Raw genomic sequence first — 13,999 nt, forward strand, 5'->3', positions numbered from 1 at the left:
TTCTCTTTGTTGTGGTAAACAAGAGTGTAAGGCGTTGCTTATTTTTTTCAACTATTTCCCAATTCTATACAGCCCCTAGTAAGCCCATTGTACTTAGCTTGCTAAACCAAAAAAGATTGCAAGTAAGCGTGTATGGTTTTGCTATAATAACATTTTGTTTTACTCGCTATTAGGATTTTCAGTTATGTCAGAGAACGCTAGCATTACTACTAACCCAACACCCCTTTTACAAGATACTTTTACGGTAGGAAGCCGTACATTTTCTTCTAGGCTGTTGGTAGGCACAGGCAAGTATAAAGATATGACTGAAACTGGCGATGCTATTGGAGCATCGGCAGCAGAGATTGTCACCGTCGCCATTCGTCGTACCAATATTGGACAAAATAGCAATGAGCCCAATCTACTGGATGTGATTTCGCCTGATAAATACACCATACTGCCGAATACCGCGGGTTGTTTTGATGCGGAAACCGCCATTCGTACTTGTAAACTTGCTCGCGAGCTATTGGGCGGGCATAATTTGGTGAAGCTTGAAGTATTGGGTGATGAAAAAACGCTTTACCCTAATATCACTGAGACCCTAAAAGCAGCCAAAGTGCTGATTGATGATGGCTTTGAAGTCATGGTATATACCTCAGATGACCCTATCGTGGCGCAAGAATTAGAAAGCATGGGCTGCGTGGCCATTATGCCGCTTGGTAGCTTGATTGGTTCAGGCCTTGGTCTGCTCAATCGTCATACGCTAAGCCTTATTATCGAAAATGCCAAAGTACCAGTATTGGTCGATGCAGGCGTCGGTACCGCTTCTGATGCTGCCATTGCCATGGAGCTGGGCTGTGATGGTGTGCTGATGAACTCAGCGATTGCCAGTGCGCAAAACCCAGTGATGATGGCGCAGGCCATGAAACATGCTGTTTGGGCAGGACGTCAGGCTTTCTTAGCGGGCCGTATGCCGATGCGCAAGATGGCCATTGCCAGCTCGCCACAGACAGGATACTTTTTCCAATAGTTTTTTAATTGAATAACAATTATTACCTTAATAGTTTTTAATAAAAAATCAGCTATAAAATAATAATAAATGCAGCAACACTCATTTAAATTATTGTCATAAAAGGATTTATTATGCGACTTCTCACCGCAGTCGACCAGTTATTTTTACTTCTTGAGTCGCGTAAACAACCCATGCACGTCGGCGGCTTGTTTTTATTTGAATTACCGGAAAATGCGGACAGTGGTTTTGTCTGTCAACTGGTAAAACAGATGCAAGACTCTGATGTACCACCCACTTTTCCTTTTAACCAAGTACTTGAACACTTAATTTTTTGGCAAAAAGATAAACACTTTGACGTTGAGCATCACCTGCATCACGTGGCGTTACCACAGCCTGCACGGGTACGCGAGCTGCTGATGTACGTGTCAAGAGAACACGGTCGCCTTTTAGACCGCGCCATGCCGCTATGGGAATGCCATGTGATTGAGGGTATTCAGCCTGAAAGTGAAGGCGCTCCTGAACGTTTTGCCTTATATTTCAAAATTCACCATTCGTTGGTTGATGGCATCGCTGCCATGCGCTTGGTTAAAAAGTCTCTATCACAATCACCTACCGAGCCCGTAACCCTACCAATTTGGTCATTAATGGCGCGTCATCGTAACCAAGTCAATGCCATACTGCCTACCGAAAAATCCATTAGAAATATTCTTAAAGAACAACTATCTACTATCAAACCTGTATTTACCGAACTGCTAGACAACCTAAAAAACTATGGTGATGATGGTTATGTGGGTACTTTTGATGCACCAATGAGTATTTTAAATAAACGTATCTCAGCATCACGGCGGATAGCGGCACAGTCTTATGACATACAGCGTTTTAACGACATCGCCGAAAGGCTAAAAATCAGCAGAAACGACGTCGTGCTAGCGGTTTGTGCTGGTGCCATTCGTCGTTATTTAATATCGAGGGACGCATTGCCTAGCAAGCCATTAATTGCTTTTGTGCCGATGTCGCTACGTACTGATAATAGTATATCGGGCAATCAGCTGTCATTTGTATTGGCCAATTTAGGCACGCATTTAGACAATCCATTGCGCCGGATTGAGTTGATTCACCGTAGTATGAATAATGGCAAGCGCCGCTTCCGCCGCATGAATCAAGCACAAGTCATCAACTATAGTGTGATCGCTTATGCTTGGGAAGGTATCAATCTAGCCACTGGCTTATTCCCTAAGAAACAAGCGTTTAACCTTATCATTTCTAACGTTCCTGGGTCTGAGAAGCCACTATATTGGAATGGCGCGCGCTTGCAATCTTTATATCCTGCTTCTATCGTGTTCAATGGACAAGCAATAAATATAACCTTAGCCACGTATTTGGACAAGATTGAGTTTTGTATTACCGCTTGTAGCAAAGCATTACCGCATATACAAGATATGCTGACGCTAATAGAAGAAGAGTTAACCTTATTAGAAACGACCAGTAAAGAGCTCGAATTTGAAGGTATCACCGTCAAAGACAAAAGTACTAAACAAACAAAAAAGCTGGCGCCATAATGGCACCAGCCTTTTCTTTTTAATATTTAACACTTAATACTGCAAATAAATATTAAAATTTATACAGCGTCGCCCCACGTTGGTACGACCACCTGCATCAACGGTTTCAGTAATTTGACGTTACAGGCAAAGATAGAGCCTGAGGTCATCGAGTTGTGCGCGCCAGTATGATCAACGACCACACCGCGTGCTTCGGTCACGATAAGCTCACCGGCGGCGATATCCCAAGGCTTGATAGACATCTCAAAATAACCATCAAAACGACCCGCCGCCACATAGCATAAATCAAGTGCTGCTGAGCCTAAACGGCGAATTTGTCCACCTTCCTCTGAGATTTTCTGCAAGCTTTCAAAATGCTCTTTGGCATAAGAAATCACTTCACCATTACGCTTACGTTCTAGAGGATGACCTGTGGTAAATAAACCACCATCAATGGTTTTGCGTTCGCTGACATTGATACGGCGCTGGTTGAGACGAGCGCCTTTACCACGGCTGGCAGAGAACATCTCATCACGAACAGGATCATAGATGACCCCGTGTTGGGTGACGCCTTTATGCTGTACGGCGATAGACACACAAAACTGTGGTACGCCATGAACGAAGTTTTTGGTGCCATCTAGCGGATCAATAATCCAGCACCAGTCAGCATCTTCGCCGATGCCTTCTTGCATACCGAACTCTTCACCCAAAAACGAATGATTTGGATAGCTGGCTTTTAGCGTCTCAATCGTTAGCTCTTCGCTGAAGCGATCGATACGTGTGACCAGTCCATCAAGTCCTTTGGACTCAATATCCAACTCGATTTTGTGGCGGTTATGATGCGCATATAAAATTTCTTTACCAACTTTTTCAGCAGTACGCGCTGCGATGACGACCATGGGTTCCATAAATAACCTATTTGCTTGATGAATGAATATAACATTTACTTGATGAATGAATGTCAAAAATAAGACCAAATTTGTGCCCACAACAAGCCAACTAGACTGGCCGCATCACACCCATAACTATGCGCTTTAAAAAACCTGCCTTTTAAAAACGACAACCGCATTATACTAAAATTATTCGATAAAAACGAAAAAGCCACGACCTTCGCCAAGCCCACCCAATATTTAGGTAGCCATCACAAACTGCGCAAGTTGTAAAAAAGTCAGCACCTACGGCTAGCAGGCGTTCGCTCTATCGATCGAGCTTTTATCTATTGCAAGCAACACACGATTCAAATCAAATATGACTTATGACAACAGTTGCTTAAGCTGTATCACCACACCCTGAACGTCTAACCCGCAGTCAGCCATTTGTTCCGCTTGCGAACCGTGCGCAGCAAAGCGATCGGGAATTCCAATATTGCGAATGGCGGGACGGCTATGTTTAAAGGCAGGCGACTCATTGAGCAAATACTCATTTACCGCACTACCCGCGCCGCCCATAATCATATGTCCTTCCAAGGTTGCAATATGAGTAATGCCTTTTGCCAATAACGCTTCTAATAATTCAGTGTCTAAAGGCTTTACCCAGCGCATATTGACCACATGTATCTGGCACTCGTCTTCAGCATACGCCTCAATAATATTTTCTGCGGCTTGTTGGGCGGTAGCAACCATAGTACCAAATGCCAATAGCGCCAGTTTTTTAGGCGCATCATCGCTACCTAATACTGACTCTATAACAGCTTCACCGATATTATAAACTTGTGCTGGTTGTTCGATAATTGCGCCAGTACCGACGCCACGTGGATAACGTACTGCTGTGCAGCCATCATATTCATAGCACGTATTGAGCAAGTGGTAGCATTCGTTCTCATCTTTTGGCGCGGCAATCAGCATATTTGGCACGCAGCGTAAAAAGGCAAAATCAAATACGCCCGCATGCGTTGCGCCATCTTCACCCACCAAACCGGCACGATCGATGGCAAACATGACATCGAGATTTTGCAACGCCACATCATGAATCAGCTGATCGTAACCACGTTGTAAAAACGTCGAATAAATCGCCACAATCGGCTTAACACCTTGAGTTGCCATACCAGCAGCTAGCGTGACGGCATGTTGCTCAGCAATCGCCACGTCAAAAAAGCGTTCTGAGAATTGACGAGCAAACTCAATCATCCCCGAGCCTTCTTCCATAGCAGGTGTTATACCAAGCAATTTGTCATCTTCAGCAGCTTTGTCACATAGGAACTGCCCAAACACTTCGGAGTATTTTAAAGCAGGTTTGTTTATAACTTGGCTGTCTTGTGACGTTTCTGTCGCGCTACTTTCGTTACCTTCAGCTGGCAACCTGCCGATAGCGTGATAGCCGACTGGGTCTAATTCAGCTGGGGCAAAACCTTTACCTTTGGTGGTATAAATATGGACTAAAACAGGGCCTTTTACTTGCTTTGCAATCGATAATACTCGCAGCAGCTCAGGGATATTGTGCCCATCAAATGGACCAAAATAAGTAAAACCAATCGCTTTAAATAAGTTGTCTTCTAGCTGCGGGACATCGCGCATCTCTTTATGACGTTTACGGCGATCAAAGCTCTTCATATCAGGGCGATGGCGTAAGATAGGCTCACCTACATCAGAGATATCAACTTGATAACCGGACTCCCAAAGCATCGCTAAATGCCGTGAAAAGCCACCGATAGAACAGGATATGGACATATCATTGTCATTTAAAATGACCAATAAATCCGCATCTTGCTGCACCGCATCATTCATCGCCTCAAAAGCCATACCACCTGTCATCGCGCCATCGCCAATAATACACGCGACCGTTTGCGTACGACCTTGATAACGCAGCGCTAAACTCATGCCCAAGCCAGCTGAGATTGAAGTGGATGAATGGCCAACGCCAAAGGTATCGTAGTCGGACTCTGCACGCTCAGGAAAAGCAGTCAAACCATCTTTTGAGCGAATGGTGCTAAGCTTATCGCGGCGACCTGTCAATACTTTATGCGCATATGCTTGGTGACCCACGTCCCAGACAATCTGATCTTGGGGGGTATCTAAAAGATGATGTAACACAATGGTTAGTTCAACCACCCCTAAATTGGCGCCGAAATGCCCACCGCTTTGACCTGCGGAATACAACAAAAAAAGCCGCAGCTCATCAGCCAATGTAATAAGCTCAGCGGTTGTAAATATATCAAGATCGGCTGGCGTAGCAATACTGTCAAGCAAAGGCGTATGGGGACGCTCGCGTGGAATCACAGCATAGGCTTGCTGTAAGTTCGACAGTTGGGCAGGAGTATCGGCAGCTGGCGCAGATACGGACTGAGACTGTGGGGAATGAATTGACTGCTGCATAAACCGTAGATACCTACCAATCTGCTGACAAGACGTTGTCTTAGTGCGTAATACTCACTAAGGCAACGCCAATAATATCCACATCGTTATCGATGTAATTAACCATATAATTGTTCATAAAACCATAAGCTATCCATGCAACTTTTATAAAAATAGCTGTGCTGCACCTAACCGCAAATACGCTGTCATAATGGCGCCATGGAACATTGCTCTGACGCTTTCATACCAAGGGACGATATTATGCCTTATTATTTTGCATCGATACCGGATGTTAGTGACGACATAGTAATGTAAGGGCAAAGACTTGTCACTGTATCCGTCAAAATAGTATGGCATAATAGCATTTTTTTTGAATTATCGCTTTAATCATCGTGCGTCGTTTGTGAACTTTGTGTGTTATTTATAATAAATACCATCAGCGCGCGCTCTACCGCCACGACTATCGGCTTATGCAGGATATTAATGTCATATCAACTTATCACTAGCGCCAAACTACCGACTCGTCATGGCGAGTTTGATATTCATATCTTTGAAAATGAAGACGGTCAAGAGCACGTGATGCTGACCGTAGGTCTGTCTGTGATCGATCAAAATACGGGCGCCAGCAGTTTACCAAACGCATTTAACACGGTAACAAACCAAGGTAATGATACGCCAGCAGAGCGACCCATTCCATTAATTCGTATTCATTCCGAATGCTTAACGGGTGATGCTTTTAGCTCATTAAAGTGTGACTGTGGACCGCAGTTAAATACAGCAATGCAGGCAATACAAGAGACCGGTTGCGGGGCTATTTTGTATCTGCGCCAAGAAGGTCGCGGCATCGGTCTCACCAATAAGATTCGCGCCTATGCCCTCCAAGATCAGGGCCATGATACCCTAGATGCCAATCTCATGTTAGGCTTACCAGCGGATGCGCGCGTTTACGATATGTGCGGCCCGATGCTCGCCCATGTCGGCATAGATGCCGTACGCCTTATTACCAATAACCCCGATAAAGTCGCTTACTTAACAGAGCATGGCATTAATGTCGTTGAGCGAGTACCATTAGTAGTTGGGGTTAACGATATGAATGAAGCATATTTAGCAACCAAGCGCGACCGTATGGGGCACCTGCTAGATAAAGATTTCAATACCGCCATACACCTTAATAAATAGACATCAATAAATAAACATCAATAAATAGATATTTTATGAGTATTTCAAATAGTAATAATAAACAAGACCTGTCAGCGACAGACTCAACCATAGCAACCAATAACGACATTCTGCGCGTGCGTGAATTTTTAGTTGATTTGCAGGCGCGCATTTGCCAAGCGTTAGAGGCTCAAGAGCGTGACGGCAGCACTGATAACCAAACGCCCGCAGTCTTTGTTCCTGATGATTGGGAACGTCCTGAAGGCGGCGGTGGTCGCTCATGCGTGTTGGCAGATGGTCAAGTAATTGAAAAAGCGGGCGTGATGTTTAGTCATATTCACGTAAAAAACCTGCCTGCTTCAGCAACCGCCCGCCATCCAAATATCGCTGGTCGCAAAGCGCAGGCCATGGGTGTCTCATTGGTTATCCACCCCAAAAACCCTAATGTCCCGACTAGCCACGCTAATGTGCGTTTATTCGTGGCCGAAGCAGAGGATGAAGACCCTATTTGGTGGTTTGGTGGCGGCTTTGATTTGACTCCATTCTATCCAGTACTCGCTGACTGTGTGCATTGGCATCAAGTTTGTCATGATCTTTGTGCGCCTTTTGGCGACAGCGTCTATCCTGACTTTAAGCAATGGTGCGACGAATACTTCCATCTACGTCATCGCGATGAGCAGCGCGGTATCGGTGGTTTATTTTATGATGATGTCAATACAGAAAGTCGCGGCTGGGATTTCGAAACCTGCTTTAATTTTATGAAAGCGGTAGGTAACGGTTACCTTGACGGTATCATACCGATTTTTGAACAGCGTAAAGACGCACCTTACACCGAAGCTCAACGTGAATTTCAGTTATATCGTCGTGGCCGCTATGTCGAATACAATCTTGTTTATGACCGCGGCACGCTATTTGGACTACAGAGTAATGGCCGTATCGAATCCATATTGGTCAGTATGCCACCGCTTGCCAGCTGGCATTATCGCTTCGAACCGACTGAGGGCACACCTGAGTTTGAATTGACCGATTTTTACCTAAAACCACGCGATTGGTTGACTTTATAGTCGATATTGGCATAATGCCTTATCAATAATGACTGCTTGTCACAGTAATTTTAAAGGTCAGCTACCCATGCTGACCTTTGTTATTTAAGATAATAAAGGCGCGCTGATTTACACCAGTAATGACTATTTTGTTGAATATCATTCGATGATCTTAAGTCCTGATAGTGAATCAATTACAAGTATTTTACAAAAAGGCACCTTATTGCTCTATTTTCTTCAAGAATATTGGGGTCTAATTAGAAGTAATATGTCTGTAAAAAGAGGTTTTCAAAAAACAGTTTTTCGACCCATTGTTTTTTGATTAACAGAGCATATTAGCAAATTTTGAGATATTAATATTTTGTACAATAACAGATGTTTAAAAATATCCCTTAAAAACTTATTCCAACAGCAGCAATTTAATCAGGTGACGAGCATTTATGCTACGCCACCTTTTTATTAGCCACGTATAAAGGAGCAGTACACATGGCCCAGATCTCTAACCAAAAATCATTGAAGTCTATCTTTGGTATCACGTTGATGGCAGCAATCTTAGGTCTAACCGCCTGTAGTAAGCCAGTCGACCCTGAAGTTAAGGCCCGTCAAGACATCATGAAAAACTTTGGCGATGCAATGAAAGTGATGGGTGGCATGGCCAAAGAACCTGATACTTTTGATGCAGAAGTATTTAAAGAGCAAGCAGCGTTTTTAGCAGAAGAATCTAAAAGCCCTTGGGGTCATTTTGAAAACCCAGAAACCATGGGTAATGCCAAAGAAGCGGTATGGTCGGATGCTGATGGTTTCAGTGCTGAAGCCGACAACTTCCAAAAAGTCACTGCTGAATTAAATACAGTCGCTCAAACAGCGACCAGCATTGATGGTGTTATGCCTGAATTCGGTAACGTTGGAGATAGCTGTGAGTCATGTCATACCGACTTTAAAGTGGAAAAAGACTAATTAGCTCTACAGCTCTGCGCTGATACAATAAAATAGCGCAATAAAGCAATACCGTAAAAAAGCCACCGTATCATGAGATATAGTGGCTTTTTTATTGGATTTTTTGGCTAAATAGACTTATCCGAGTTGTTTATTCCAGTAGCACTCGTATCGGTTTTAAAGTAAATCAACTATGGCATGTTATTGTTATAAAACTCAGTTTCATTTTTTTGATCATTAATACCACTTTGTTCATTAACTTTATTGACGATGGCATCGACTGATGGATCACTCAAATCTATGGTACGTACGGGGAAAGGCATATTCACCCCTGCGGCATCCAATGCTATTTTAATTTCTACAATCACTTGATGCGTCGAGGCGACTTTATTGGCCTGCGTGCCATCTTCAATAAACCAGCGCACCATTAAATCAATCGTAGAGTCACCAAAGCCGGTGGCAATCACGCTCGGCTTAGCTTTTTTGGATACACTGTCCGCTTTATCCAATGCCTGTATAATCTCCGCTTTTGCCGCCTCGATATCGTCTTCATAACCAATACCGACCGCCACTTGTAGGCGGCGCTGCTTATACGCCGTATTAACGGTCAATACTGAAGTATAGAGGTCTGAGTTGGGAATAACCACTTGACGACCGTCATACGTTTTAATGGTCGTGGCACGGATTTTGATGTCTTCAACCGTTCCTTCGTAATCGCCTGACACAATCTGATCACCGATACGAAATGGCTCAGACAGGAGTAACAAAATACCAGATAACAAGTTTTGAAAGATATCTTTAAAGGCAAAACCTATCGCGACCGAACCGATACCGAGCGCCCCAATCAGCTTGGCAGGGGTAAACCCTGGTACGGCAACGACCATGGCGATCATAAAACCAATAAAGACAATCAGTGCACCGCCGACTCGCTGAAACACTTTCACTAAGTTTTGATGTCGACTGCGGCTGCCCAAAAGCTTGTATACGATTTTTTTGAAGACAATCGATAAAAACCAGAAAAGTAGAATGACAACGATTGCTGCGACAAAATAGGGTATACGCTCTACAAAGCCCACCACTATCTCATTTGCCGAATCGATAATGCTTTGATAGCTCAATGCATCAGCCGTTGACGATACAGCAGCTGTCTCGGTATTTACTATCGTTTCTGCCTCAGAGGTAGGCATTTAAGTGTCACTCCTTTAATTATTTTTCTCGTTATCAACTGGTTTTTAACTTGTATGAGCAAGCGTTGCTTATAGGGTGTGTTGAAATTTAGGATGTGTTGAAATTTAACCCATCAAATCGGCTTGTACAATTTCAATCCAGTAGCCATCGACGTCTTTGATAAAGGCAATATTTTTCATGCTACCATCTTCTGGGCGTTTTTTAAATTCGACCGCATTTTTATCAAACCAAGCGACCGCATCTTCTAAATTAGGCACACTAAAGCAAATATGACCAAAACCTTGTGGCTCTTGGTTGCCATCATGATAGCTAAAATCTGCTTGGGTTTCGGTACCATAATTATGGGTAAGCTCTAGAATACCGCGCTGACGAAAGGCAAAAACCTCTAAATCATCCCCCGATGGTAGATTTTCACGCTCGCTCTCGGTTAATTTAGCTAAAAAGTATAAATCAAAACCCATGTCAGGGAATTTTTTGACCGCAAGTAACGTCATCCCAAGAACGCCCGTATAAAACGCCAACGATTTAACAGGGTCTTTGACTCGCAGCATGGTGTGATTAAAGGTAAAGCCTGTGGTTTGACCTGAGATAGACTGAATACCATCGACATTTACGCTACTAGCTGGCTGAGCGATTAGTGGCTCATTATTATTGTTATCGGTGGCTGAACCTGTATTTGAATGAGAAGAGGAAACAGACGAAGAAATAGACATAACTATCCTAATATTGACAAAGTAGAGAGTTTTAAGACGAGCGAGCAACCGTTATGGTGCCCGCTCAGCCTTCTATCATAATAAAAAAACGATGCAAGGGTTGATAAGGTTTTGTAAGAGCACACTTGGTATGCCCTGTCTACAATACTGATTAGCTGTCTAAAAAGCGTACCGTACCCGTCTCTAAATTATACTCCGCGCCCACCACCAGCAATTGTCCACTATTGGTTAAATCCTCTAGCGCGCGCGAGCCATGCTTAAGCTGGCTAACTGACATGCGCACGTTGGCACGGATAGAGCGGTCGACCAACTCATCTGCATCGACGTCTTGACCATTAGCGGTGGCAAGCTCATGCAAGTTATAAACGCTTGGGCGGATACGGTCAACGATGGACTGCAAATTGGGAGAGTAGTTTTGCTCCGGATTAATAAGCGTCTCCACGCAAGCGGTGACCGCGCCGCAATGTGAATGACCCAACACCACCACCAGCTTAGTGCCAAATTTTTCGGCCGCAAACTCAATCGAGCCAATCTGTGATGGCGCCACCACATTACCCGCCACTCGGATGACGAATAAATCACCCAAGCCTTGGTCAAATACAATCTCAACGGGGACGCGTGCATCCGAGCAGCCCAAAATAATGGCGATAGGATCTTGATCATTGATGAGTTCTGGGCGCTTTTGCATACAGGGATCAGTACTGGTCAAACTATCAATGTAACGTACATTGCCTTCTTTGAGCAGTGCCAGTGCTTCTTGACCAGTTTTTGGGCGGTTACTGTTAGGCATAAAGAGTCCTTTTTTATAAAAATGATTAAAATTATGAATTGCTCTAGCAGCCTGCTTTTCATACCAGCTTATCTTTTAAGCTCAGTCGTCTGCTATGGCAAATATTGTTGTATTTAACATACACAAAATTATTGTATAGGAACCAAACCAAAAAAATAGTAAAAATTCTTTATTTTAACTTGATTGCTTGCTTTGCTGCTGTCGCAAAATACTTTGAAATAAACGTACTAAATATACATATAGCTGATTCACTTTAAAACTGATACGAGTGCTACTGGAGTAAATTTTTCGCAGCCTCTGTCACGCCTGCGAACAGCAAGCAAGAAAAATTTACTCCAGTAGCACGGGATTATTGACGTGTCGATTTTATTTAGAACGGACTATAGTTAAGATGGATAAAAACCGTAAAAAATAAGTGGAAGGCGTTTAAAGTAACTTTACATGGCTTAAAGCCCAAACCAACCCACAGATAACGAACTTGCACTGATTTCTAGCAAGGGTTTGTTATAATACTCAGCAACCAAATGCCGTATCCATTCATAGTTTATGGCCATATTGATCTTTTGGTATTTTAGGAAGCAAGCTTATGACCGAATCAAACTCACAGATGCCTACCACTGCGCCATCCAACACTGACAAGGTGCTACTGCAACTGACTGGTCTGAAAAAAACCTATGATCAAACGGAAGTATTAAAAGACATCAATCTCGATATCAAGCATGGTGAATTTTTAACCCTGCTTGGACCATCTGGCTGTGGTAAAACCACATTGCTACGGTTGATTGCCGGTTTTGAGCAACCAGATGCAGGGGCGATTTATCTCGATGGGGTACAGATGGCAGGCTTGCCAGCGGATAAGCGGCCAGTCAATACCGTATTCCAGCAATATGCATTATTTCCGCATATGACAGTGGCGCAAAACGTCGCTTACGGTCTTAAGCTCAAAAAAGTCCCTAAAAACGAGATTCAAACCCGCGTGCGTGAAATGCTAGCGATGGTACAACTTGAACATCTTGCCAACCGCAAACCGCAAGACTTGTCTGGTGGTCAGCAGCAGCGCGTGGCGATTGCACGGGCGGTGATTAATCGCCCTAAATTGCTATTACTCGATGAGCCGCTATCGGCACTTGACCATAAGCTGCGCCTACAAATGCAGTCTGAGCTTAAGCGCCTGCAGCGTGAGCTGGGCATTACTTTTGTCTTTGTTACTCATGACCAAGAAGAAGCGCTATCGATGTCAGACCGCATCGCAGTGATGAAAGACGGCAAGTTTCAGCAAATCGGCACGCCTATTGAAATTTATGAAACCCCTGCCAATTTATTCACTGCCAAATTTATCGGTGAGACCAATCTATTTAAGGCTGAGGTCAAGGGCGTTTATCCTGAGCAGCCAGATCGTGATGGTCGGGTGACCAATGGACGGATCGAAGTCGAGGTTTGCGAGGCGCAAGCGCAAGATGGTCCGACTACCTTACGCAATCTACGCCGCCCGGACTTTGCCAACGATGTCCAAGTTGGCGATATCGTGAATTTATTGCTACGCCCTGAAGATTTACGGATTTACGATCCCAATAACGCCGAACATACTGGCCTACTAGGGCGGGTCATTGAAAGCAACTATAAAGGCAGCACCTTAGACTCCATTATTGAGCTGGAAAATGGCCATATTATTAAGGCGTCGGAGTTCTTTGATGAGGATGATCCAAGCTTTGATTATAAGTTAAATGAGGGCGTAAAAGTGTCATGGGTTGATGGCTGGGAATGGGTGTTGCCAGAAGATGCTACGCCTGATGACGAAAATAATAACCATATTAACCTAGCTGCCCAAAAGGATCTCACCTAATGGCACGTACTAGCGTCAGTAATAAAAGTCCTTTTCGTACGGCAACGCTATGGCTGATTTGGGGTTGGCTGCTTATCTTTGCGCTATTACCCAATATACTGGTGATTGCGGTCAGTTTTTTAACCCGTGATAGCACCGATTTTATTAGCCTACCTGTCAGTATCGATAGCTACGTGCGCATGATTGATCCCTTGTATTTTGGCGTATTTGTCCATTCATTATGGATGGCAAGTATCACCACGGTCATCTGCTTGCTGCTTGGCTACCCTTTTGCATGGCTAATCTCTAAAGTCAAAGCGCGGTGGCAACCGCTGCTCATGATGCTGTTAATCCTACCGTTTTGGACCAACTCTTTAGTGCGGACTTATGCCCTTAAATTGCTGTTTGCCAATAATGGTTTGATTAATAAATCACTACTGGCCATCGGAGTCATCGATACCCCTATTGATATTTTGGTGGTGTTCTAAAAAGTATGCTGGCATCAGACATAGCCATAATTGACATAGAAG

The 13,999-nt window shown here is 43.9% G+C and carries 12 protein-coding genes; 7 read left to right on the top strand and 5 right to left on the bottom strand.

Annotated elements, in window-relative coordinates; translation table 11 throughout:
- The first annotated feature begins 184 nt into the window (after window positions 1–184).
- Both EI161_RS10390 and EI161_RS10395 read left to right on the top strand, forming a co-directional pair.
- The gene (locus tag EI161_RS10390) at window positions 185–1,009 is read left to right on the top strand and encodes a thiazole synthase (RefSeq protein WP_192523641.1); all 825 of its coding nucleotides are present in this window, start codon (window positions 185–187) and stop codon (window positions 1,007–1,009) included.
- A gap of 113 nt (window positions 1,010–1,122) precedes the next feature.
- Window positions 1,123–2,550, top strand: a complete 1,428-nt coding sequence (locus tag EI161_RS10395; RefSeq protein ID WP_192523642.1) for a WS/DGAT/MGAT family O-acyltransferase — start codon at window positions 1,123–1,125, stop codon at window positions 2,548–2,550.
- A gap of 59 nt (window positions 2,551–2,609) precedes the next feature.
- Here EI161_RS10395 and EI161_RS10400 read toward each other — a convergent pair whose 3' ends face one another.
- Entirely contained in the window at window positions 2,610–3,437 is an 828-nt protein-coding gene (locus tag EI161_RS10400) for an inositol monophosphatase family protein (RefSeq protein WP_192523643.1), read from the bottom strand.
- Between the two features lie 345 nt (window positions 3,438–3,782).
- Complete coding sequence (gene dxs / locus EI161_RS10405) at window positions 3,783–5,840, bottom strand: 1-deoxy-D-xylulose-5-phosphate synthase (protein WP_192523644.1); 2,058 nt, start codon at window positions 5,838–5,840, stop codon at window positions 3,783–3,785.
- Between the two features lie 462 nt (window positions 5,841–6,302).
- On the opposite strand from dxs, the gene ribA reads away from it, so the two are divergent.
- The 3 genes from ribA (at window position 6,303) to EI161_RS10420 (ending at window position 8,977) form a co-directional block, all read left to right on the top strand.
- The gene (gene ribA, locus EI161_RS10410; protein ID WP_192523645.1) at window positions 6,303–6,998 is read left to right on the top strand and encodes a GTP cyclohydrolase II; all 696 of its coding nucleotides are present in this window, start codon (window positions 6,303–6,305) and stop codon (window positions 6,996–6,998) included.
- 35 nt (window positions 6,999–7,033) lie between these two features.
- Window positions 7,034–8,041 (top strand): oxygen-dependent coproporphyrinogen oxidase, encoded by a 1,008-nt coding sequence (hemF, locus tag EI161_RS10415; protein ID WP_225735338.1) that lies wholly within the window; start codon window positions 7,034–7,036, stop codon window positions 8,039–8,041.
- A 465-nt stretch (window positions 8,042–8,506) separates the two neighbouring features.
- On the top strand, window positions 8,507–8,977 hold the full coding sequence (locus EI161_RS10420) for a c-type cytochrome (RefSeq protein WP_192523646.1): 471 nt from the start codon (window positions 8,507–8,509) through the stop codon (window positions 8,975–8,977).
- A gap of 170 nt (window positions 8,978–9,147) precedes the next feature.
- Here EI161_RS10420 and EI161_RS10425 read toward each other — a convergent pair whose 3' ends face one another.
- The 3 genes from EI161_RS10425 to EI161_RS10435 form a co-directional block, all read right to left on the bottom strand.
- The gene (locus EI161_RS10425) at window positions 9,148–10,143 is read right to left on the bottom strand and encodes a mechanosensitive ion channel family protein (protein ID WP_192523647.1); all 996 of its coding nucleotides are present in this window, start codon (window positions 10,141–10,143) and stop codon (window positions 9,148–9,150) included.
- 105 nt (window positions 10,144–10,248) lie between these two features.
- Window positions 10,249–10,857 (bottom strand): lactoylglutathione lyase, encoded by a 609-nt coding sequence (gene gloA / locus EI161_RS10430; RefSeq protein WP_192523648.1) that lies wholly within the window; start codon window positions 10,855–10,857, stop codon window positions 10,249–10,251.
- Window positions 10,858–11,008: 151 nt separating this feature from the next.
- Window positions 11,009–11,647: a carbonic anhydrase gene (locus tag EI161_RS10435; protein WP_192523649.1), complete on the bottom strand. Its 639-nt coding sequence runs from the start codon at window positions 11,645–11,647 to the stop codon at window positions 11,009–11,011.
- Window positions 11,648–12,233: 586 nt separating this feature from the next.
- Between EI161_RS10435 and potA the strand changes: the two genes are divergently transcribed.
- A complete protein-coding gene (potA, locus tag EI161_RS10440; protein ID WP_192523650.1) occupies window positions 12,234–13,490 on the top strand; it encodes a spermidine/putrescine ABC transporter ATP-binding protein PotA in 1,257 nt (418 codons plus the stop codon).
- The gene (locus EI161_RS10445; RefSeq protein WP_225735339.1) at window positions 13,490–13,957 is read left to right on the top strand and encodes a hypothetical protein; all 468 of its coding nucleotides are present in this window, start codon (window positions 13,490–13,492) and stop codon (window positions 13,955–13,957) included. The genes potA and EI161_RS10445 overlap by 1 nt, the downstream gene beginning before the upstream one ends.
- Window positions 13,958–13,999: the final 42 nt, after the last annotated feature.

The organism is Psychrobacter sp. FME5, assembly GCF_014861375.1.
In the GTDB taxonomy this organism is placed as follows: Bacteria; Pseudomonadota; Gammaproteobacteria; order Pseudomonadales; family Moraxellaceae; genus Psychrobacter.